17 protein-coding genes and 2 riboswitches are annotated in these 22,259 nt (G+C 38.4%); of the genes, 10 read left to right on the forward strand and 7 right to left on the reverse strand.

Annotation, left to right across the window (positions count from 1 at the left end; all coding sequences use genetic code 11):
* Positions 1-43 precede the first annotated feature (43 nt).
* Positions 44-141: riboswitch (TPP riboswitch) on the forward strand.
* Positions 142-199: 58 nt separating this feature from the next.
* The 7 genes from thiS (at position 200) to BUC06_RS02155 (ending at position 6,254) form a co-directional block, all read left to right on the forward strand.
* A complete protein-coding gene (gene thiS, locus BUC06_RS02125; RefSeq protein WP_073329047.1) occupies positions 200-406 on the forward strand; it encodes a sulfur carrier protein ThiS in 207 nt (68 codons plus the stop codon).
* A gap of 26 nt (positions 407-432) precedes the next feature.
* Entirely contained in the window at positions 433-2,244 is a 1,812-nt protein-coding gene (gene thiC, locus BUC06_RS02130) for a phosphomethylpyrimidine synthase ThiC (protein ID WP_073329049.1), read from the forward strand.
* Positions 2,241-2,831, forward strand: coding sequence for a thiamine phosphate synthase (locus BUC06_RS02135; protein ID WP_073329051.1), 591 nt, complete (start codon positions 2,241-2,243; stop codon positions 2,829-2,831). The genes thiC and BUC06_RS02135 overlap by 4 nt, the downstream gene beginning before the upstream one ends.
* Positions 2,832-2,880: 49 nt before the next feature.
* Positions 2,881-3,495: a thiamine phosphate synthase gene (locus BUC06_RS02140; protein ID WP_139263264.1), complete on the forward strand. Its 615-nt coding sequence runs from the start codon at positions 2,881-2,883 to the stop codon at positions 3,493-3,495.
* Positions 3,492-4,268: a thiazole synthase gene (locus BUC06_RS02145; protein WP_073329056.1), complete on the forward strand. Its 777-nt coding sequence runs from the start codon at positions 3,492-3,494 to the stop codon at positions 4,266-4,268. Before BUC06_RS02140 ends, BUC06_RS02145 begins: the two co-directional genes overlap by 4 nt.
* Before the next feature lie 14 nt (positions 4,269-4,282).
* Positions 4,283-5,401, forward strand: a complete 1,119-nt coding sequence (thiH, locus tag BUC06_RS02150) for a 2-iminoacetate synthase ThiH (RefSeq protein ID WP_073329058.1) — start codon at positions 4,283-4,285, stop codon at positions 5,399-5,401.
* 142 nt (positions 5,402-5,543) lie between these two features.
* Positions 5,544-6,254, forward strand: a complete 711-nt coding sequence (locus BUC06_RS02155) for a HesA/MoeB/ThiF family protein (RefSeq protein ID WP_073329061.1) — start codon at positions 5,544-5,546, stop codon at positions 6,252-6,254.
* A gap of 71 nt (positions 6,255-6,325) precedes the next feature.
* On the opposite strand, the gene BUC06_RS02160 is transcribed toward BUC06_RS02155, so the two are convergent.
* Positions 6,326-8,548 (reverse strand): outer membrane beta-barrel protein, encoded by a 2,223-nt coding sequence (locus BUC06_RS02160; RefSeq protein ID WP_073329064.1) that lies wholly within the window; start codon positions 8,546-8,548, stop codon positions 6,326-6,328.
* A 122-nt stretch (positions 8,549-8,670) separates the two neighbouring features.
* Positions 8,671-8,768: riboswitch (SAM-I-IV-variant riboswitch) on the forward strand.
* A 287-nt stretch (positions 8,769-9,055) separates the two neighbouring features.
* On the opposite strand from BUC06_RS02160, the gene BUC06_RS02165 reads away from it, so the two are divergent.
* Positions 9,056-11,800 (forward strand): TonB-dependent receptor domain-containing protein, encoded by a 2,745-nt coding sequence (locus tag BUC06_RS02165; protein WP_073329066.1) that lies wholly within the window; start codon positions 9,056-9,058, stop codon positions 11,798-11,800.
* Positions 11,801-12,344: 544 nt separating this feature from the next.
* On the opposite strand, the gene BUC06_RS02170 is transcribed toward BUC06_RS02165, so the two are convergent.
* Entirely contained in the window at positions 12,345-14,465 is a 2,121-nt protein-coding gene (locus BUC06_RS02170; protein WP_073329069.1) for an outer membrane beta-barrel family protein, read from the reverse strand.
* A gap of 161 nt (positions 14,466-14,626) precedes the next feature.
* Here BUC06_RS02170 and BUC06_RS02175 point away from each other — a divergent pair, with 161 nt between their 5' ends.
* Positions 14,627-15,643: a sensor histidine kinase gene (locus tag BUC06_RS02175; protein ID WP_073329071.1), complete on the forward strand. Its 1,017-nt coding sequence runs from the start codon at positions 14,627-14,629 to the stop codon at positions 15,641-15,643.
* The gene (locus BUC06_RS02180) at positions 15,630-16,313 is read left to right on the forward strand and encodes a LytR/AlgR family response regulator transcription factor (RefSeq protein ID WP_073329072.1); all 684 of its coding nucleotides are present in this window, start codon (positions 15,630-15,632) and stop codon (positions 16,311-16,313) included. The genes BUC06_RS02175 and BUC06_RS02180 overlap by 14 nt, the downstream gene beginning before the upstream one ends.
* Positions 16,314-16,436: 123 nt before the next feature.
* Here the strand turns inward: BUC06_RS02180 and BUC06_RS23710 are convergent, their stop codons facing one another.
* From BUC06_RS23710 to BUC06_RS24000, 5 genes are all read right to left on the reverse strand, one after another.
* Positions 16,437-16,607, reverse strand: a complete 171-nt coding sequence (locus tag BUC06_RS23710) for a hypothetical protein (protein ID WP_167367394.1) — start codon at positions 16,605-16,607, stop codon at positions 16,437-16,439.
* Between the two features lie 364 nt (positions 16,608-16,971).
* Entirely contained in the window at positions 16,972-17,496 is a 525-nt protein-coding gene (locus BUC06_RS02185; RefSeq protein WP_139263266.1) for a hypothetical protein, read from the reverse strand.
* Between the two features lie 4 nt (positions 17,497-17,500).
* Positions 17,501-18,616, reverse strand: a complete 1,116-nt coding sequence (locus BUC06_RS24415; protein ID WP_394363672.1) for an RHS repeat-associated core domain-containing protein — start codon at positions 18,614-18,616, stop codon at positions 17,501-17,503.
* Positions 18,617-18,760: 144 nt separating this feature from the next.
* Positions 18,761-19,294, reverse strand: coding sequence for a hypothetical protein (locus BUC06_RS02195; protein WP_073329078.1), 534 nt, complete (start codon positions 19,292-19,294; stop codon positions 18,761-18,763).
* Positions 19,295-19,298: 4 nt separating this feature from the next.
* A partial coding sequence (locus tag BUC06_RS24000; protein ID WP_139263268.1) for an RHS repeat domain-containing protein occupies positions 19,299-22,259 on the reverse strand: 2,961 nt, incomplete at its 5' end.

The raw sequence follows: 22,259 nt of genomic DNA on the forward strand, positions 1-22,259 counted from the left end.
CAAAACTTAGATTTTGCCCGTTCTTAAAAAATTCCTACCTTCGTCACAACTTTAGGGGTGTCTGTAGACTTACAGACTGAGACTTTACCCTTTGAACCTGATCTGGATGATACCAGCGTAGGGAAAAGTAAATGACTTTTGCTGTACATTCTATTGTACAATAATGGCCATTCCTAAAGTATAGATAAAACAATTAGGAATGGAAATTACAATTAACCACACAACGAAAACATTTGATGTACTTCCCGAAAATCTGGAAGCACTGATGGCTATGGAAATTCCCGGAAAGAAAAAAGGGATAGCTGTAGCCCTCAACAACCGTATTATTCCACTGTCCGCCTGGGCAGAAACCCTCCTTAAAAACAAAGATTCAGTTTTAATCATTACTGCCACTCAGGGCGGATAATTCTCATTTAATAATACAAAAAACTTATGGCTCATCCAATCACATGTTCGCCATTTCCGAACGCCAGAAAAATTTATGTTGAAGGAAAAATACATCCGATCAGCGTAGCAATGCGGGAAATTCATCTCAGCCCGACACGTCTTACCAATGGAACAATGGAGGAAAACGCTCCTGTAACCATTTATGATACTTCGGGTCCTTATACGGATGAAAATGCCTCAATTGATATCATGAAAGGGCTTCCCAGAATCAGGGAACAATGGATTCTGGACAGAAAGGATGTAGATATCCTTAACGGGATCACTTCAGAATACGGAAAAGCACGTCTTGCGGACTCGCGCCTTGATGAACTACGTTTCGGATACGATCACAAACCTAAGGTAGCGAAAGATGGATTAGAGATTACCCAGCTCTATTACGCCAAACAGGGAATCATTACCCCTGAAATGGAATATGTAGCCATCAGGGAAAACCAGCGTATTGAACAACTGGAAACCGTTCCCAAAGAAATCGCATTGCAGCATCCGGGAAATAGTTTCGGAGCCAATACTCCAAAAGGAAAGATCAGTCCGGAATTCGTTAGAGACGAAATTGCAGCAGGAAGAGCAATTATCCCGAATAATATCAACCATCCGGAGAGTGAACCGATGATCATCGGGCGTAACTTCCTGGTTAAAATTAATGCCAATATTGGAAACAGTGCCGTTTCATCCAGTATAGATGAAGAAGTGGAAAAGGCAGTTTGGGCCTGCCGTTGGGGAGCAGATACTATTATGGATCTTTCTACAGGAAAAAACATCCACGAAACCAGAGAATGGATCATCAGAAACAGTCCGGTTCCGATTGGAACGGTTCCCATTTATCAGGCACTTGAAAAAGTAAAAGGAGTACCGGAAGATCTGACCTGGGAAGTTTTTAAAGATACCCTCATCGAGCAGGCGGAACAGGGAGTGTCCTATTTTACAATTCATGCAGGTGTATTGTTAAGATACATCCATCTGACTGCAAAAAGAGTAACAGGAATTGTTTCAAGAGGTGGTTCCATCATGGCAAAATGGTGTCTGTACCATCATAAAGAAAACTTTTTATATACTCACTTTGAAGAAATATGTGAGATCATGAAGAAATACGACGTAGCGTTCTCTCTGGGAGACGGTCTTCGTCCCGGATCTATTGCAGATGCCAATGATGCTGCCCAGTTTGCAGAACTTGAAACTTTGGGAGAACTGACCAAGATCGCATGGAAACACAACGTACAGGTCATGGTAGAAGGCCCTGGTCACGTACCCATGCATATGATCAAAGAAAATATGGAGAAGCAGCTCGAAGAATGTCACGAAGCTCCGTTTTATACTTTAGGCCCGTTGACAACAGATATTGCACCAGGTTACGATCATATAACTTCCGGGATCGGAGCGGCAATGATCGGATGGTTCGGATGTGCAATGCTGTGCTATGTAACCCCGAAAGAACATTTGGGGCTTCCCAACAAAGAAGATGTAAAGGTTGGTGTTATTACTTACAAACTCGCTGCTCACGCTGCCGATTTGGCTAAAGGTCATCCCGGAGCCCAATACAGAGACAATGCATTAAGTAAAGCCAGATTTGAATTCAGATGGGAAGATCAGTTCAATCTTTCATTGGATCCGGATACGGCGAGAGCCTATCATGACGAAACTTTACCTGCGGAAGGCGCTAAGATTGCCCATTTCTGTTCCATGTGCGGCCCGAAATTCTGTTCCATGAAAATTACCCAGGAGATCCGTGATTCCGCAGAAAAGGGGATGCTGGACAAGTCCCAGGAATTTATTGAAAAAGGAAAAGAAATTTACATATGATCATTGTGATCACTCCTGAAACTCCTTTTCAAAAAGAGACAGAAATCATTAACCAGTTATTTAATGAAGGATTGGATCTGCTTCACATCAGAAAACCTATGTTCAACAGGGAAAAAATGAAAAGTTTTCTCGATGGTATTGATGACGAATTTCATTCTCAATTGGTACTACACGGATTTTATGATATGAGGAAAGAGTATCCTGTTTCCCGCTTTCATTTCAGGGAAGCAGACCGTTTGGAAGAGCGGCATAAAGTTTTTGCAGGCGAAAATATCATCTCTACATCAGTTCATGACATCGAAGTATTTAATGCCTTGGGAAAAGAATGGGAATACGCATTAATAAGTCCTTTTTTTCCAAGTATTTCTAAAAAAGGCTATGGTGAACAGTCTACTGTTATGGAAGATATCAAATGCAGAAATAATCAGGAGGTCAAATTGATTGCGTTGGGAGGAATTAATGAAAACAATATCAGTGAAGTTTTTAAAAACGGGGCGGACGGAGCAGCGCTTTTAGGTGGAATATGGGAATGTAATGAACCTGTAAACTCATTCAAAAATTCCAGGAAGAAAATCCTTTCATCATAAAAACAAATCCGGAAAAGAGAAAATCCTAGATCATTCAGTTTAATTAATAATGGAAAAGTTACAATATATATCACAGGGACATACAATACACGAACAGGAATTCAATATCCGAGCGGCCTTGGACAACGGGATACAATGGGTTCAGGTCCGCTGGAAAAATGCTTCAGAGAAAGAATTAAATGAGCTCTGTATGGTTTCAAAACTACTCTGCTCAGAATATCAGGCGGTCTGCATCATCAATGATCATGTTCAGATCGCAAAAGAAATCGATGCTGATGGGGTTCATCTGGGTTTAAACGATGGATCAATTCATACGGCAAGAACTGTTTTAGGGAATCATAAAATCATTGGAGGGACCGCCAATACAGTATCGGATGTCATCCACAGAATACAGGAAAAGTGTGATTATATTGGCCTTGGACCCTTAAGATTTACTTCTACAAAAGAAAAACTCAGTCCGGTACTTGGATTTGAAGGCTATCAGCATATGATGAACAGTTTAAATGAAAAATCAATCACCATTCCGAAGATCTTCGCGATCGGAGGCGTTGTGCTTGAAGATATACAACAGTTGCAGGAGATCGGACTCTATGGAGTTGCGGTATCGGGACAGATCACCAACCGCCCGGCTGCCATCAGTGAATTTAAAAAAGCAATGATATGAATAATCAGAAATTAATAATAGCAGACAGAATATTCGAGTCAAGACTGTTTCTGGGAACCGGAAAATTCGGTAATCTCAGTGAAATGGCAACCTCTGTAATCGCTTCAGGAACAGACATGGTTACTATGGCTTTGAAAAGAATAGATTCGGGAGCGGCAGAAGACGGGTTACTGGATTCATTAAAAGAAACCCATGTTCATCTTCTTCCCAATACTTCAGGCGCCAGAACCGCAAAGGAAGCCGTATTGGCCGCTCAGCTTGCTAGAGAAGCCCTGGAGACGAACTGGGTGAAACTGGAAATCCATCCCGACCCGAAATACCTTCTTCCGGATCCTATAGAAACCCTCTATGCAACTGAAGAATTGGCCAAACTGGGATTTATTGTGATGCCTTACATCCACGCTGATCCCGTTTTGTGCAAACGTCTGGAAGACGCCGGAACCGCTGTGGTAATGCCTTTGGGAGCCCCGATCGGGACCAATAAAGGATTGAGAACATTAGATTTCCTGGAGATCATTATCAGTCAGAGCAATGTCCCTGTTGTAGTAGATGCCGGAATCGGAGCGCCTTCCGATGCAGCAAAAGCCATGGAAATGGGTGCGGATGCCGTTCTTGTGAATACCGCGATTGCTGTAGCAAGAAACCCGGTTAATATGGCTTTAGCTTTTAAAGAAGGAGTCATTGCGGGAAGAAGAGCTTTTGAGTCAGGCCTGGGAGCAATAGCAGACCATGCAGAAGCCTCAAGTCCGTTGACCTCTTTTTTATTTGAATAATAAAGCAGAAAAAAATGAACAGTTTTAAAGATATCTTTGAACGTTATCATTGGGATGAGATAAAAGAGAGGCTCGGAAAGGTGACGCATTCAGATGTGCTCGGCAGCCTTCAGAAAAAATATAAAACATTAGATGATTTTTTGAATTTGCTTTCTCCAGCCGCCGCGCAGGAGTTGGAACTGATGGCCAAAATGACCAGACAACTTACCCAGAAGCGTTTTGGAAAGACCATTCAGTTATATGCTCCGATGTACCTCAGCAATGAATGTCAGAATATCTGTACCTACTGCGGTTTCAGTCTGGATAATGACGTAAGGAGAAAAACCCTTTCAGATACGGAGCTGCTGATTGAAGCTTCTGTTCTGAAATCCATGGGCGTTAATCACGTCCTTTTGGTCAGCGGAGAAGCCAATAAAACGGTAGGGATTTCTTACTTTCTCAATGCTGTTGGCCTGCTAAGATCTCATTTTGCCAATATTTCGATCGAGGTACAGCCTCTGTCAGAAGAAGAATATCTGCAGTTGCATCAGGCAGGTGTTTATTCCGTGCTGGTTTATCAGGAAACATATCATCGGGAGGTTTATAAAGAATACCATCCCAAAGGCAAAAAATCCAATTTCCATTTCCGTTTGGATACTCCTGACAGGATAGGAAGAGCAGGAATTCATAAAATCGGACTCGGAGTTCTGCTTGGGATTGAAGACTGGCGCGTAGACAGTTTCTTTAACGCCCTTCACATTGATTATCTTCAAAAGCAATACTGGAAAAGCCGTTTTTCAGTTTCATTTCCCAGATTAAGACCAGCGGAAGGAATTATTGAACCGAATTTTATCATGGAAGATAAAGATCTGCTGCAACTGATCTGTGCCTACAGAATATGGAATGAGGATCTTGAAATTTCAATATCTACCAGAGAAAATGAAAAATTCAGGGACAATATCATATCACTGGGAGCAACCTCTATGAGTGCAGCGTCTAAAACCAACCCCGGAGGTTATGCTGTAGACATAGAATCATTGGAACAGTTTGAAACCAGTGACGAACGAAGCATGGAAGAAGTTAAAATAAGCATCAGAAAAGCAGGCTACGATCCGGTGATGAAAGACTGGGATCCTGCGTACAGTGGTTTTTAAAAAATTAAACCATTAAGAAGAATGAAGTCATTAAGTTTAATTAAGAAAAATCAAATCGATTTTTAAATCTTAAAGCAGAGCTTACCTTAATACTTCTTAACCTCTTAAAAAAAACTTAATGGTTCAAAGTAGGTTATTTAGAATGAAAAGCGAAGATATTTTTGCAAGATACAGCCGGCAGATATTCATAGAAGAAATCGGGCTGGAGGGACAAAAAAAAATCAGGTCGTCCAAAGTCCTTGTCATTGGAGCAGGAGGTTTGGGAAGTCCCGTTATTCAATACCTCGCAGCTGCCGGAATCGGAACTTTGGGTGTTTCAGATTTTGATGAGGTGGAACTTCACAACCTGAACCGCCAGATTATTCACAATGAAAATACAGTTGGAGTTTTGAAGGTTAAAAGTGCGGCAGCCTTTGTGAAAAACCTAAATTATCACGTCGATTTTATAGGAATTGATAGGAAAATTGAACGTTCAAATGCAGACGAAATTCTTTCGCAATATGATATTATCGTAGATGGGTCTGATAATTTTACAACCAGATACCTCATCAATGATACCTGTGTAAAACTTGGAAAGCCACTGGTGTACGGAAGTATACTCGGTTTTTCGGGGCAAACTGCGGTATTCAACTATAAAGGCAGTAAAAACCTTAGAGACCTGTTTCCGGAACCGCCTTTCGATGAAGATTTGCCGGACTGTGACAGTCTTGGAGTTTTGGGAGCATTGCCGGGAATAGTAGGAAGTATGATGGCAATGCAGGTCTTAAAGATGATTACCGGACTTCCTGGATCTACTGATCAGCTTACACTTATTGATACCCTGAACTGGAGATTTCAGACCATAGATTTTTAAATAATATTGTTTTAAATAAATGAGGCCGTAAAATTTCTTTACAGCCTCATTTTAATTGTATAAGGATCAATTTACTGGGGAGATTGCATAACGCCCGTATCCTCTTTTTTAGTCTGGTTCAGGATGTTTGGATCTTCCTTCGCCAGTTTATTTCTTGTCGGAATTTTATAATTAATGGAAATTCCGAAATTTCTTGTGTCATACTTGCTTCTGATCATCACAGCCTGCCCTTCAGGTGGATTAGAATAGACCTGCATCACCTGTCCGTTGAAGATATCATTCGCGAAAACAGACACCGTAAGACGATTGTTCATAAATTTTTTCGTCAGGGTGATATCCAGATTATTATTGAACGGTTTATCTGCTGTAAAATAGAAATAGCCTGCTTTTGGAGTCAGATAGCTGTAGTTGGCCGTCAGTTTGATATCTTTCGGTAAAAGCAACTGAGTCATGATATTGAAGATCCAGAAACCCTTGTTGTTCAAATTATCAATTTCGTGCTTCTGATATCCGGCGTACAGATACATGAAATTAATTTTATCAGGATTAAAATTGAACTTCATGATCTCGCTCATCGGTTTGCTGAAGATCATAAACGGAATCGGAAGCCCCAGGTTGAAATTGTGAATTTTCATATTTGAAATATTCACTTGCTTGTTGAAAAGATATTTCCCTTCTTTCAGGACAATCTGGGCGACCTGATTTTTAGCAGAACTTACGCTGTACCCGATAAAAGCATAATCAAAAGCTGAAACTTTTACTTCATAATTGTCAAATATCGTAGGCTGAAGATCCGGATTACCTGTTACCTGGGTGTTCGGGCTGCCAAATGTTACGTTATTCGGGTTAAGGGCAGAAATACTGGGAAGGCTGATCTTTTTATTGTAGTTCGCTGCAATGTAAACCTGGTTCATCAGGTTATACTGTACGCTGGCATTAGGAAAAAGCTTAAACTTATTGAATGTGGTAAGATCTCTTTCAAGAATAGCGCCATCCTTTATGGTTCTTGTAATCCCTGAAATATCATAATTTTCAGCACGGGTACCTAATATAAAGTCAAACTTCTTAAGCTTTGCCTGGAATTCAAGATAAGTAGAAGCGGTTTGTCTCTGGTATTCTAAATTGGTAAGTCCTTTATTTTCTGTATCATAATCCTGTCTTTCATACAAACCTCCCAAGCTCACTTTTCCACCGTCCATAAGCTTTATTGGCTGTGAATAATCAATTTTGAAGTTTGCTACCCTCATATCTGATTGATTGTCAAGTACATTTTCCCCACGATAAAAAAGGAAAGGTTCTAAAGGGGTAGCGTCAGTGTAGAAACCTCTCTGGAAGAAATTATCCTGAGAGAATTTGGAGGTAGACTTTGTGTATCCGAACTGGAAGTCCAGCTTTTGAGATTTGTCACTGAAGCGCTTCTGATACGTCACAACAGCCTCCTGTCTCAGGTTGTTGGTATGAGCCACATCTGATGCTTCATAATCAGCTTCACGGTAGGTGATAGGATTAATGTTCACAAGGATGTCGGCAAGTCCTCTACTCGCAGTATAATTGTCGTTATTATTGTGATAAATATCGTAGTTCACTAATAATCTGTCCTGTCCAAGATCAAAAGTCAGACCGGATTTAGCAAAATAACCTCTCCCTATTCTGTCTGTATTATTGTGCAGTATAACATCCTGATCACCGTTCAGCATACTTTCACGGTAATTCTGGCCCACATTCAGCTGCCAGCCGAATAGTTTATTTCTTGCATTCAGATTCACAGAATGCGTTGTTCTGCTTCTGAACTTATCGTAGTTGGTAAAAGAGTAATTTCCCGAATACGTTGCCGTTAAATACTTATTGGCGTTTTTATTCGTGATGATATTCATGATCGCCCCTCCGGAGGTGGCAGGGAATTCTGCTCCCGGCTGCGTAATCACTTCAATTTTTTCTACTGAATTGGCCGGCATTCCTTCAAGGAAAGAATTTAATTCATTGGAGGTAATATTAAGAGGTCGTCCGTTCAGATATACATCCAGGATTTTCCCCTGATACATCATTCCCGCAATATCGGTAGCGACCAGTCCCGGAAGTTTTTTGATGCCCTCAAGAACGTTACCGTTATTCAGCTGAGGCTGTTCAGAAAAGTCAAAGATAGTACGGTCTGCTTTCTGTTCAACGGCTTTTTTAGTTTTGGTAATGACAACGCCTTCGATCTGTTTTTCTTTCTCTGGACTGCTCGTACTCTTTTCCTGTGAATAAGCGAAAAAAGACCCTAAAAGGGATAAAGCTAGTATAGTTTTTTTCATAATGTTTTTTTACTACTCTTCAGTTAGACGTAAAAAAGAGCAATTTGTTACGGCAAAATTTGCGAAAAGTTAAATTTTTAAGCAATTATTTTTTTTATTCCGAAATAATTATATCTTTGCCAGGTAATTATCAAGAATCTCATAGATGGGATAGCAACCTGCAAAACAAGCAAGGTGCTACAATAGATAAGCCGGTATGCCCGGAAAAAATGTTTATTCTCTAGTTCTTCCCATCTTGACATTTTTGTTTTAAAAATAAAATCAATGTTTAAAGACAAGGGAAACCTCAAGACCAATTTAAATTTTCGTTTCTCAGATCATGAAGTGTCACTTCGTTATTCTGACCTCTTTTCATGCCATTTCTACATGCGCATGGGCTGTTGTCTCTAGACTTCTTTAAAAAATAATACTTCCATTTTGGCTTTTTAAAAGTAACCTTACAATAAGGTTGCAGGAATACTATTGCCAAAAATCAAACAAACAATTACTCAAAAAAATAGAAAACACATGCGCAATTTCGAGAAAAAAACAATCATAGCTTCAGCAGCTCTTATCTCAGCATTTTACTTTGGACAGTCGGATTCTGCAACATCCAAAAAAATAGATGATGTAGTCATCCTCGGATCAAGAGGAGCCGGAAGATCTCTTACAGACACTCCGGTTCCCGTAGATATCATCAATATTTCAAAGATCTTAAGACAAAGTCCTGTTAACAATATCAGTCAGGCCCTCAATTATGTAGTGCCTTCATTTTCTTCCACTTCACATACGGTCAATGACGGAACCGATTTTGTAGATCCCGCTCTTCTCAGAGGACTGGGTCCGGATCAGGTTCTGGTCTTGCTTAATGGTAAAAGAAGATATCAGTCTTCATTAATCAATGTGACATTGACTCCGGGAAGGGGTTCGGTAGGAACAGATCTTAATGCAATCCCTGCTTTTGCTCTGGAGAAAATAGAGGTTCTAAGAGACGGAGCGTCTGCTCAATATGGCTCTGATGCCATTGCAGGAGTCGTGAATTTAGGACTCAAAAAAAGATTAGGGCTTTCAGGACAGGTTTTCCTTGGAGGATACGCTTCCCCTGTCGCCAATAATTTTTCCGGAGGAGTAGACGGGCAGACGATCTCCGCAGATCTGAATTACGGAGCTAAAATAGGTGAGAAAGGCTTCATTAATGTTACCGGATCGGTACAATACCGTGATCCGTATTCAAGAGCGGGCGTCCGTCAGGGAGACATCTATAACGCTTATAATGCCATTAATTACAGAGCACTGCAGGATGGAGTCAATATCGATGGATTATATAAAAATATTACCAATACTTCCAACAGCCAGCAGATCATCAATACCGTCAAACAATATGCCTCGCAGGTAGGCTATTTTTCACAGGATTTCAGAGATCAGATTTCAGGAGCGAATAGTATTGCTGCACTACAAGGTTTGCTAGGGAAAGATTTTACTAACGATGAGCTTAGTTACAGAGGCCTGGAAAGAAAAGATTTCAGCCTGAGAGCGGGGCAGTCTAAGCTGCAGTCGGGACAACTTTATTTCACTTCTGAAATTCCGGTAAATGAAGACTGGAAAGTCTATTCCTTTGGAGGATACAGTTACCGTTTGGGAAACACCGGAGGATTCTTCCGCCTGCCCAACACAGAAAGAAATATCAATGCGGTTACCCCGAATGGATACCTTCCTCAAATTGAAGCCAATGTGAATGATTATTCCTTAGCAGGAGGGATCAAAGGGAAATGGAATGGCTGGAATGTAGATCTGAGCAATACTTTCGGAAAGAATGCTTTTAATTTTGGGGTAGTGAATACATTTAATGCCTCTCTGGGAGATCGCTCGCCAAGAACTTTTAAAGCAGGAGGATCAGAATTTTTACAGAATACTCTGAATTTGGATTTCTCAAAGAAATATGATGTCCTTCAAGGCCTGAATGTAGCCTTTGGTGGAGAATACCGTTATGAAAACTATAAAGTGAATGCAGGAAATGAAAACTCCTATGTCTCCTACGATATTTTCGGGAGTGTAGTGACTGCTGCTACTCCTGAAAATGAAAAGGTTACCGATTTTTTTGGACATATAAGACCAGCCGGATCACAGGTTTTCCCGGGATTCAGTCCTGATAATGCGGTTTCCGGAAGCAGAAACAGTGTCGCGGCCTATGCTGACGTTGAAATTGAGCCCACGGATTGGTGGTTGGTAGAAGGAGCTGTACGGTACGAAAACTACTCCGACTTTGGGTCCACCTTTAATTATAAATTGGCAACAAACGTAAAACTGGCTAAAAATTTCAATGTGAGGGGGGCGGTTTCAACAGGATTCAGAGCGCCTTCTTTAGCACAGATTTATTATAGTTCCACGTCTACATTGATCCAGCAGGGCAAGACAACTCAGGTTGGGACTTTCAGAAATAATTCTGAAGCGGCTCAGGCTTTAGGAATTCCAAAACTGAAACAGGAAACTTCGCAGTCTTACAGTACGGGAATTACCTGGAAGATTCCGGCTTTAAGTCTTGTATTGACAGCGGATGCCTATCTGATAAAGATTAAAGACAGGGTAGTGCTTACCGATTTATTTTACCGTCCGGAAGGAAGTTTTGCGCCAGGATCTGACCAGGCTGTGCTGCAGGGAGCTTTCGATCTTGCGAGAGCCAGTGCTGCTAATTTCTTTGCCAATGCTGTAGATTCCCAGACAAAAGGATTGGACATCACTATTTCGCAAAATACAAGAATTTCGGAGGGAATATCTTTGGAAAATAATCTTGGACTTAATCTGAATCAGACCAGGAGAGTGGGAGAGATACATGCCTCGCCGAAACTGGTGAGCCAGATCGATAATTATTTCTCTGAACCCAACAGAGTGTATTTTGAAGAAGCGGTACCCCGCATAAAAGCCACGCTTGCCAATACAGTAAAATTGTCTGCTCTTACAGTTTCGCTTAGGAATTCCTACTTTGGTAAAGTGACAGATGCGGATGTATTGGATGCCAATTTTGATGGAGTTACCGAAAGCAGGGAACATTTTATTTTAAATGACCGTATTGTGACAGATCTTTCTGTGGGGTATGATTTTAATAAAAATATTTCGGCAACGATAGGAAGTAATAATATATTCAACAGATTGCCTTCCAGAAGTCCAGACATCAGTTCACTGACTGCTGATAATCAGTTTGTGTATTCCAGACAGGTTTCGCAATACGGGATAGGTGGGCGTTTCGTGTTTGCGAGGGTAGAATTTAAATTTTAAAAATTGATAAAGAAGGCAACAGAAAAACAGAGAATCAATCTCTGTTTTTTTGTTTAGATGAATACCCAAAAATCATCCATTGCAAAACCTGGGGACTAGATAAAGTTTTTAACGCAAAGAAAATGAGTATCCACTTATATCAAGGAAAGCGAAGGAGGAATCAATGAAATTGATTCTGATGAAGGAGGTGGATACAGATCATCTGATTTTAAAATGTCCCGCAGAAGATGGAGTTGATGCGATTTTTACTTTTGCTCATCTGCTTGATCCGTATCATCTGCGAGAGTAAAAAGTTAAACCATTAAGATGAGGTTAAGCTCTTAAGAAGATTAAGTTTTTAGCTTCGCTTTTAAGACCTACAACTTAAAAATCATTTGATTTTTTTGTAACTGAGTTGACATTCTTCATTGATCTTAATGTTTAAAAAAGGATGAAATGAGAATCTGTTTCGTCAGCCAGATCTGCGAAAGCGTATCATTATAAATACGCTTTTGTGGTTAATAAAAACAAGATCAAAAGGTTGAGAATGAGTCAACAAAAACAATTATTGTGCTCTTTCTTTTTCCTCAAAATTGATGTTTTTCTTACTGATTTTCTTTTTGCCGCTTCCAAAAGTATAATTAACACTTAAACGGAAGCTTCTGCCGTCCCAATAGTTATTCATGTATTGGGTATTATCAGAGAAATATAACTCTCCACGGTATCTCTGGGCAAAAATATTGGTTATTGTGGCATTGATCTGAAGCTTCTTTTCCATAAGAGAAACCTTTAATCCTGAAGTCAGTTCCGGGAAAGCCTGGAAATAGGAGTTCACATTTTTGTACGCAAGGCTGTGGCTGTAGTTCAGGAAAAATACCAGTGTTTTATTTTTGTTTAACGTAAAAGTATTGTTGATAGAATAGCTGAACGAACTGCCTTTTTGGGTTTGTGCCTGAATATTAAACACCGATGAATTCTGAAGGGAAGCATTCAAAGAAAGATTGGTTTCCCAGAACTTGAAGAAAATATCGGTATAAGAGGCATTGAGTCCCAAAAAATTGTTGTTGTAATAATTCAGATAGGTACTGGTTTGTGAAAGTTCATCTATATAAGAGATCTGTCCAAATCCATTTTTCATTCTCAGATAATAAACACTGGCTGAGAATTTATTGTTAAGCGTATATCCTAGCTCTAAATTATTGATATAGGCAGGTGTAAGAAGAGGATTTCCTGAAGAATATGAATAAGGATTTTCATACCATCGGAACGGATTCAGGTTGCTCATACTCGGGCGGTTGATCCTTCTTGAATACGACAAGCTTAATACATTTTTGTCTTCTTTATACGAGACATACGCGGAGGGAAACCATTGTCCGTAATTATATTTGTTTCCTGAATTGGAAGTAGGCGTAAAACTCTCTGCATGGGTATTTTCATAACGGATACCCGCTTTCGTTTCCCAGTGTTCCCCGAATGTTTTGGCATAGCTGAAATAGGCTGCGTAATTTTCTTCCTGATACGTGAATACATTAGCTCTAGAAAGATCCGGAATATATTGTCCGCCGTCCAGATTAAAATACTGAATGTTGGAACTGTTTTTAAACTGATTGAATTTCACTCCGGTTTCAAGGGTTCCAAAGGAGAATGGAAGTTCCAGGTCCGCCTGAGCGGAGAAAATCTGTGGGGAAATCAAAGATACTGTTTTCACGTCCTGAGTAGAATGGTCTGAAGATTTTAAAGTAGAAAAATTCACTTCAGTATCAGAATCGTTTTTGTAAAAATTTCCTGCAATGCTTAGTTTCTTACCCAGTGAATCAAGTTTCAGATCGTAGTAAGCGCTTAAAGTATGAGTAGGAAGTTTTTCACGGTGAAAAGTATGGGTTAAAAGATCTTCTTCGTCAAGATTGGAGGCGATGTTCTTTGTGGTGTTCACGATATCCATCCCGGATTTTTGATGGGCATAAATGTATTCCATTCCGATTTCAGCGTTTTTGCTGATTTTATAAGATAGATTAAGCGTTGGCGTCAATTCCTTCCACATATCTTTTCGGATCGAGTTGCTGTAATTTTGAGAAGCTCCGATAATAGTATAATTTTCATCTGTACGCTTGGCTGAATCATAATACGTTAATTTCAGGCTGCTGCTGAATTTTTCCGTCTGATAATTAAGGGAGCCATTGGAACTAAAGCCGGAATAACTTCTTTGGATGAGGTTGGAATTGATATTTCCACTGAAGCCTAAATTTGGATTCTTTTTAAGGATAATATTAATAAGTCCGCTGTTTCCCTGAGCTTCATATTTTGAAGGAGGGGTAGTGATCACTTCTATTTTGGAGATATTTTCAGAACGGATAGATTTCAGATAATTTAAAAGAGCATTCCCTGAAAGATTCAGCATTCTTCCGTTGACCATTACACTCACGGTACTTTTCCCGGTAATAGAAATGGAACCCATGTTTTCATCAACTTTCAGCATCGGAACATTCGCCAGTGTCTCTGTTGCATCCATCCCCTGAGAAGCTACAGATGCTTCTACATTAAAGATCAGACGGTCTGCTTTTCTTTCGATGAGTTTTTTCTTGACCAAAAGATTGATCTGCTCCACATTCCTGATGCTGTCTTTTTGCGTCTGTGCAGATAGCGCTGCTGATAAAAGGGTGCTGATAAGAATATATTTCAGTTTCATAGTTTAAAATCTTGGTTCAAAGGTATTTTCAAACTTCTTTTTATGAAATGGCATTTAGATTTGAAGTGGAATTAATCCGCTCAAAAAAATTTCATCGGAAAAAAAACGGGTTTCATCGGAAATGGATAGGAATGTAAAAGTGATGTGTCTTACATTTGAGCATGAAGCAAAAACAAGTTTTTTTTCTGCACTTTTTCTATTGGCTGTTGATTATTTTTAACGGACTCCTTGCCCGGGCTGTCTACAGTGAAGGAGCGCTTGATATTTTGGATGTCACCATATTCCTGGCTAATATTCTGGGATTTTACGTCAATTATTTTTTTATTGTACCAAGATTTTTTGATCCTAAAAGATTTTACCTGATGATCATCGGTTTTTTTGTGGGGGTCTTTGTTTTCGTACTCTTCAGATATTCCATGGAAGAGCTTTTGCTTCCTGCGGTGGCAGGTTTCAGAAATTATGCGGAGGGAACTACTTTCCTGTACTATTTTTATGATAATATCTATTATTCGAGCCTGACGGTTTTCGTAAGTACGAATTTATGGTTCTTTAAGTATTATCTGAAGGTTGAAGAAGAAAAATCTGTCCTTATCGAAGAAAGGAAACATGCCCAGCTTCAGGCCTTAAAAACCCAGATCAATCCTCATTTTATTTTTAATTCTTTAAATAATATTTATTCCCTGGTGTATCAAAAATCAGATAAGGCACTTCCGGCCATAGAAAAATTAAGCGAATTGCTGAGGTACAGCACTAAAGATCTTGAAAAAGAAGTGATCAGTCTGGATAAGGAAATAGGATACATTGAAAGCTTAATTGGTCTCGAGAAACTCAGAATCAAAAATCCGGAACTATTGGTTATTGAAAAAAATATCAATCATCCTAAAATCAATATTTCTCCTATGTTGCTGGTGCCGTTTGTAGAAAATGCTTTTAAACACGGAGACTTTAGAGACAAAGGTTTTGTATTGAAAGTTTCGGACGACAATAATGTACTTCATTTTTATCTTCATAATTATAAAAAGCAAAGAATGAAAGATACGGCGTCCGGAATCGGAATTGAAAACGTAAAAAAGAGGCTGGAAATTTTATATCCTAAAAAGCATGAACTCTTTATAAAGAATCTGGAATCTGAATTTATTGTAGATTTAAGAATAATTTTCCCATATGAGAACGATTAAATGTATCATTGTAGATGACGAACCGCTGGCAATCTCGCTATTGGAAAATTATGTCCGCAAAATTCCTTTTTTAGAGCTGGTTTTTTCTGCAGAAAATCCTATTCTTGCGCTGGAATATATTCAAAATAATGATGCTGATCTTATTTTTCTGGACATTCAGATGCCGGAAATTTCGGGAATCAATTTTATGAAGATTGTAGGGGATAAGAAAAAATATATTTTAACAACGGCTTATTCGGAATATGCACTGGAAGGCTATGAACACAATATTATAGATTATCTTCTGAAGCCTGTTTCTTTTGACCGATTTCATAAAAGTGCAGTAAAAGCGCAGGAGCGTTTTACATTTCCCGATCATAGTAGCGCATCTTATTTTTTTGTGAAATCTTCGGGTCAGCAACACCGCATCAATTTCAGCGATATTCTTTACATAGAAAGCATTAAAGATTATGTGAATATAAAAACATTAAATGAGGAATTCATTGTACTGGATACTCTGAAATCCCTGGAAAACCAGCTTTCTGAAAGGTTTGTCCGTGTCCATAAATCATTCATCGTCAATCTGGATAAAACTAAAAATATCGGGATCAAGAGAATTGTTCTGCTTTCCGAGCAGGAAATTCCAATTGGAGAGAGCTACCGGAGCCATCTTCTGAGTAAGATCAAATAAAATTATTAATTTGGGTTTCTTAAGATTTGCTCTTTTTACAATGTTTATTAAACTAAATTTAATAATTTTAATTGGTCTGAAAAATAGGGAAGTTTACATTACTAAGCATTCCCTGAATATGATTCAAGCCAAAAGGATATAGTTATTGGTATCCGTCACTTCCAGAACACCTTCGCTGTTTTTGGCAAAACTTACCCTTGCATTGCCAAGATGATCTTCGTACTGGTAAATATAGCGGTTTTCTGTGAATGAAATGATAAAAGAGGCTGTATCAGTTGTAAGACACAAGTCCAAGAGATAGCACTTTTGAGACAGTTTCCTTATTTTTATTGATGGACACGAGCGAGACGCTCGCGCCAGCGGGGGGTTCATTCCAAAAGGATAATAATCGTTGGCATCTGTAATTTCCAAAGCGCCTGTGCTGTTTCTTCCGAAACTTATTCTTGTATTGCCTAAATGATCTTTGTACTGATAAATATAATGGTTTTCTGTGAATGAAATGATAAAAGAGGCTGTATCAAAAGGTAAACCAACGCTCTGAAAATTCCTTAAATGACAAAAGTTGTCACACAGGAGTCCGAGAGAGAAGGTGCTTTTTAGACAGCCTCGTTATTTTTATTGATGGACACGAGCGAGACGCTCGCACCAGCGGGGGGGCTTAATCATCATCAAACTCCTGACTAAACTTTACTCCCCTTTTTAAAAGTATTCCTTTTATCTCTTTTGATTTTTGTTTTGGAGATATACGGATAACTTCATTTTTTGAACTAAATACAATATACCAGTTTTTAGAATCATAATCTATTAATTCAGTTGCAAGATTAAAATTTTCATATTTTGTTTCTTTAAATGAATGTTTTAATATTTCTGATTTATTTAGCGATTCATCTATAATCAATTTATATCCTTTAATTTCATACACTTTACTATAATCAAAATCTTGTAATAATTTTGGATTAACAAACCATATATCTAACCAATAGGAATTTTCATCATTTTCAATCGTATTGGCTCCAATTATTAATATATTTTCTTTTTTACTGATTTCTGTTTCTGAATTTCTATAGTCAATAAATGCCTTAAAAATATTTTGATATATATTATTTTTTTTCTGACTATGTAGATTATTTTTACAGCTACTCATGAGTAGCATTGCAAAAACTAATAAAAAGTAATTTTTCATATTTTTATTTTTTTATGTTACCAATATAAGTAGATGTTTTATTGTTATATCTGAAGTAGCCGACACCTGGAGTATATTGGTATACATTTTGAATATTTGTGTTGTAGTTTTTTCGGTCGCCACCAGGTAATCCTAAATCAGTTAATATACCACCAGTTTTTTTATCGCGATATGCATTAAAGCCTGAAGGTCCCCATTCAGCTCCTGGAGGATGAGAGTGAACTCTTTCCTGTCGAATTGCATCTTTTGTAATATGGAATCCTGAACCGCCTAAGTTATTATTTTCAAGAACATCTGCAGCACTAGCACTTTCATTTGTAGAATGATTAGTACCCACAATATTTGTAGAAAAACCGTCTGAAAAATTAAATGTATCTTGTCCAAATTCCACAGACGTATTATTTGCCGCAAATTCAAAAACTTGTGTTGCAACGTCATAATTTTGAATTTGCATATAAATAAATTCAGTCCCTCTTGAAACTCCCTCGTGACCAGGAGTATTATAAGAAACTGTTTTAGCTTCTCCTATTTGTGAATCTCCTGTTGGATTTGACTCCGAAACATTTGTACGAGCAATCTGTATAGACTTAGATTCATCTTCATTTGTTACAGTATCATAGGCATTATTATCTTTTGTTCTTTCTATATTACCATTATTAAAAATCTTAATCTTATCTTCTGCTTGCATTCCATCCGGATCAATAAATCGTATTGGGTTATTAAAAGCATAATTATAAGGACTATGTCTTGTCATCTTCTCTGCCAGCGGATCCACCACACCCCATCTTCCTAAGTCCGGCATATAAAATCTTGCTCCGTAATCATACATCCCAGTCTCCTGAAGCTCCTTTCCATTGTACTTATAACTATAATAACTTCCAAGATTAGAACCCATCAGCATTCCCTGAATATGATTCAATCCAAAAGGATAGTAATCATTGGCATCTGTGATTTCAAGAGCGCCTGTGCTGTTTCTTCCGAAACTTATTCTTGCATTGCCTAAATGATCTCTGTACTGATAAATATAACGGTTTTCTGTGAATGAAATGATAAAAGAGGCCGTATCACAAGGTAAATCAACACTCTGAAAATTCCTTAAATGAAAAAAGTTGTCACACAGGAGTCCGAGAGAGAAGGTGCTTTTGAGACAGCCTTACTTATTTTTATTGATGGATACGAGCGAAACGCTCGCGCCAGCGGGGGAAACGCTCACGCAAGCTAAGGGGAACTATGATTACCGAACAAAAAACTCAAAGATTTCTTTTCAATCATTTTCTTGGTAATTTTCATATTTATAGTCTTTGAATACTAAAACACCAAAACTTTTCCAAGCAAAAATATCCAAGTAATTAAGCTTCAAAATTAAATTTTTCTTAGTTTGAGATAAGATTTCAATAGATTTTATTTGTAAGGTATGACTTGGATAAACACCGTAAGAGGGCAATGCCGTAAAATTATTTTTGCCTTCTCTTATTAAATCAAAATATTCGAAAACTCCCAATTTATTTTTGGAAAATTTTACCTCATTTGGTTTTAAAGATAAAAATACCTTGTTTTTCTTTTCCTTTTTATCAAATAAATACAATGTACAAGCATCTGAATCATACCGAAAGTAATCCTTTATTAAATCCTCTTCATTCGGAGTATAGTAGTCCAAACTCACTTCATCAACTTTTTCATTATTAAATACAATTCCTTTATTATTTACAATTAATATAGGGGTATAAGCTTCAAGTACTTGCGAGTTGAAAATGTTCGGATATAATATTAAAATGAAGAATAAAATATGTTTTTTCATAAAACTATTTTTTTTTGGTTTCTTTTTCTTTTAAATCTATTAATTGATTCTTTATAATACTTGCTGGGGATCCCTCTTTTCTTTCAGTATTCAATTTAAAATAACTTCCTCCATAATTATTATGATCAACATCTGCATCACGAGTAACAGTATCTCTGTCCTCTATATGTGCTTTAAATTCATGATATATAGCCTCTGCAAGATCATATTTATTGTAAGTTAGACCAACTTCTTTTCCTTTTATATTAATACTGGTTGAGTATGTATCGGGTGTACTTTCTTGGAAAAAATTTTCATTTAAAGAAACTAAATGTACATTTTTATCACCAGATTTAGAAACATCTACGCCTTCAAAAACAGATGCATTTGGATAAACATCTCCAATACTTTTAACTTTACCATCTTTCACAAAATTACCTAATGTTTTAATGTCTGGTACTGTTTCTGCTACAGAACTTGCCCTTTCTCCAAAATCTGCAGATGCAATATAAATATCATCTGTTTTACTATTGCCATATTTATCCCAAAGCCTTCTTCCTTCCTCTGTCTTAGATAATGTTTCTTGAGAGGCTTTATATGAACCATTTTTAGTTAAGATAATTATATCTTCATTCTGCATACCATCCGGATCAATAAATCTTATTGGATTATTATAAGCATAATTATAAGTTGACCAACGTCTGGAAGTTTCCGCCAGCGGATCCACCACACCCCATCGTCCAATATCCGGCATGTAAAATCTCGCTCCATAATCATACATTCCAGTCTCCTGAAGTTCCTTCCCATTATACTTATAATTTTTATACGTATTCTGCCCAAAGAAAGCTCCTCCCGTATTCAAGTGGTTCATTCCAAAAGGATAGTAATCATTGGCATCTGTGATTTCCAGAGCGCCTGTGCTGTTTCTTCCGAAACTTATTCTTGCATTGCCTAAATGATCTTTGTACTGATAAATATACTGATCTTTTTCATAATCATAAAATCCTTCAGCGGTTGGGAAAAACCTCAGGTCTTTCGTTTTTGAAGGAGGAACCGTTTTCCTTTCTTCAATGGAGAAAGCCTGTACTTCCATCGCCTTAGAAGTTTCTTCTGATAACCTGAGTCCCAACTCAGTAGCCCCTCCGCCGCCACCGCTGGACATTGTGCGGCTCATATACTGGAATCCATCCAGGTAATCTGAAACATCTGTTACGGTATAGCAGCTCGCAAAGCCACATTCAAATTTTGGAACTATTTTCTGAACCTTAGTTCCATCTGACCTGTATACATACTGAAAAACACCAGGCATCCCAAAATCTCCGTACTCCAGCTGAGTCGGAAGATTCAGATAATTATAATTGATCTTGGTGATGTTTTTATCAGCCATTTTCCACATATTGCCGTTAAGGTCATATCTGATCTCTCCGCCACCGCCTTCATATCCTGCAGAATTTCCGTTATCGGTAATTTTAGATACCTGATTCCCTGAATTATAGGTATAGACGAGATTGTCTATGACATTGGGTATATTGTTGATTGCTGCTGCTGTTCGGTAGAGTTTTTTAATATTTCCGTTCAGATCATACTCCAGAGATTCGGTGTGCTCTTTACTGTATGGGTTTTGGGGATTCTGATAATATCCGGCAGTCAGCCTGTTGGTACTATCATAGGCATATCCATACCTTTTGGGAGTTAAGGAAGGGTTCGCTCCTAATGACTCAATAGCCCGCCAGTCTATTTCTGCGATGTTTCCGTTGTATTTCGCCTTCACGTCTTTCCCCTGAAATAAGGCTGTATCCGGGTTGGTAATCCCATCTTTCTGATTATACTTGATTTTATAGGAAAACAGTTTTCCTCCAAGATCGGGAACCGCCATCTGGTCTCTGTTAATATCGGTCATCCATCCTCTGATATTGTATGCATAATCAATGCTCTGAAGATTGTTTCCTACTTTTTTGCTCGCAAGCTGAGACAATTCATTGTAGCTGTTTTCAGTCAGCAGTTGTTCCGGGTTATTATCTACCTGATGGTAATGCTCTTTCAGTCGGTTCTGATGGTCATACACTAAACGCTCTTTAATGACGATTCCGGATTCACCGGGTCTTCTCAGGTGAGCCGTCTCTGTTTTCTGTGGAACTCCGGCAAAATCCAGTTTGGATTCTGTTTTGGTATAGCCTCCCAGATGATTGATGGAATGACTGCCAATCGCTCGTCCTTTGAGATCATAATAGGTGTAGTTTTTGGTCCAGTTATCATCTTCAATATTCTTGACCAGACTCATGACTGGAAGGCCTTTAGTGGTTTTTCCATCGGCTGGAGTTGCTGTTAAAATGGGCTCTCCCTGAATGATTGATGGAAAAGAGGGATTGAAATCGTATCCGGGAACAGTGTCATAATAGTTGACGGATAATACTTTAAAATTTGCCCCTGGATAAGATCCATTTTTGGAATAAAAAACATCTATTCCACTATTATTCCAACTAGAAGTTGTTCTTGTTTCGTTAGCTGAGCCAAAACCCTCCACTGCTGCTACCTGTTGAATTCTTCCTGGAGGACTGTCCAGTATTCCTGTGTAAATAGGTCTTGAAAACTGATCATATTTGGTAAAAAGCCATTTGCCTTGTGCTCGCAAATTAGCATCTTGAGTTAAAACCAATCTGTCCTGCTTATCATATACCATATATTCCCATCCTTTACCGGGAAGTTTCTTTTCTACCAAACGGTTTCTGCCGTCATACCGATATTGATAAAACAAATTATCTAAGGTAGTTTGATCTAAAGTACTCCATGTAGAGATCAAAGGAGGAATAACATACGCCAGCTGATCATATTCATTATAAACATAATACGTATCTGCATTTTCTGTAGAACTTAATACTTTTCGGACAAGCAAAAGCTGTCCTTTCCCATTTTTAAACTCTATGGTTTTGTTGCCGTCTTCATCAGTGACGGTATTTTTATACAGTTGAGAAGGCTCGAAATACTG

Source organism: Chryseobacterium carnipullorum, from assembly GCF_900142785.1.
GTDB classification, from domain to species: Bacteria; Bacteroidota; Bacteroidia; order Flavobacteriales; family Weeksellaceae; genus Chryseobacterium; species Chryseobacterium carnipullorum.

Excerpts from the sequence above, each read along its gene's own strand:
- thiS (WP_073329047.1), top strand. The coding sequence starts at position 200 with ATGGAAATTACAATTAACCACACAACGAAAACATTTGATGTACTTCCC.
- thiC (WP_073329049.1), top strand. The coding sequence starts at position 433 with ATGGCTCATCCAATCACATGTTCGCCATTTCCGAACGCCAGAAAAATT.
- BUC06_RS02135 (WP_073329051.1), top strand. The coding sequence starts at position 2,241 with ATGATCATTGTGATCACTCCTGAAACTCCTTTTCAAAAAGAGACAGAA.
- BUC06_RS02140 (WP_139263264.1), top strand. The coding sequence starts at position 2,881 with ATGGAAAAGTTACAATATATATCACAGGGACATACAATACACGAACAG.
- BUC06_RS02145 (WP_073329056.1), top strand. The coding sequence starts at position 3,492 with ATGAATAATCAGAAATTAATAATAGCAGACAGAATATTCGAGTCAAGA.
- thiH (WP_073329058.1), top strand. The coding sequence starts at position 4,283 with ATGAACAGTTTTAAAGATATCTTTGAACGTTATCATTGGGATGAGATA.
- BUC06_RS02155 (WP_073329061.1), top strand. The coding sequence starts at position 5,544 with ATGAAAAGCGAAGATATTTTTGCAAGATACAGCCGGCAGATATTCATA.
- BUC06_RS02160 (WP_073329064.1), bottom strand. The coding sequence starts at position 8,548 with ATGAAAAAAACTATACTAGCTTTATCCCTTTTAGGGTCTTTTTTCGCT.
- BUC06_RS02165 (WP_073329066.1), top strand. The coding sequence starts at position 9,056 with ATGCGCAATTTCGAGAAAAAAACAATCATAGCTTCAGCAGCTCTTATC.
- BUC06_RS02170 (WP_073329069.1), bottom strand. The coding sequence starts at position 14,465 with ATGAAACTGAAATATATTCTTATCAGCACCCTTTTATCAGCAGCGCTA.
- BUC06_RS02175 (WP_073329071.1), top strand. The coding sequence starts at position 14,627 with ATGAAGCAAAAACAAGTTTTTTTTCTGCACTTTTTCTATTGGCTGTTG.
- BUC06_RS02180 (WP_073329072.1), top strand. The coding sequence starts at position 15,630 with ATGAGAACGATTAAATGTATCATTGTAGATGACGAACCGCTGGCAATC.
- BUC06_RS02185 (WP_139263266.1), bottom strand. The coding sequence starts at position 17,496 with ATGAAAAATTACTTTTTATTAGTTTTTGCAATGCTACTCATGAGTAGC.
- BUC06_RS02195 (WP_073329078.1), bottom strand. The coding sequence starts at position 19,294 with ATGAAAAAACATATTTTATTCTTCATTTTAATATTATATCCGAACATT.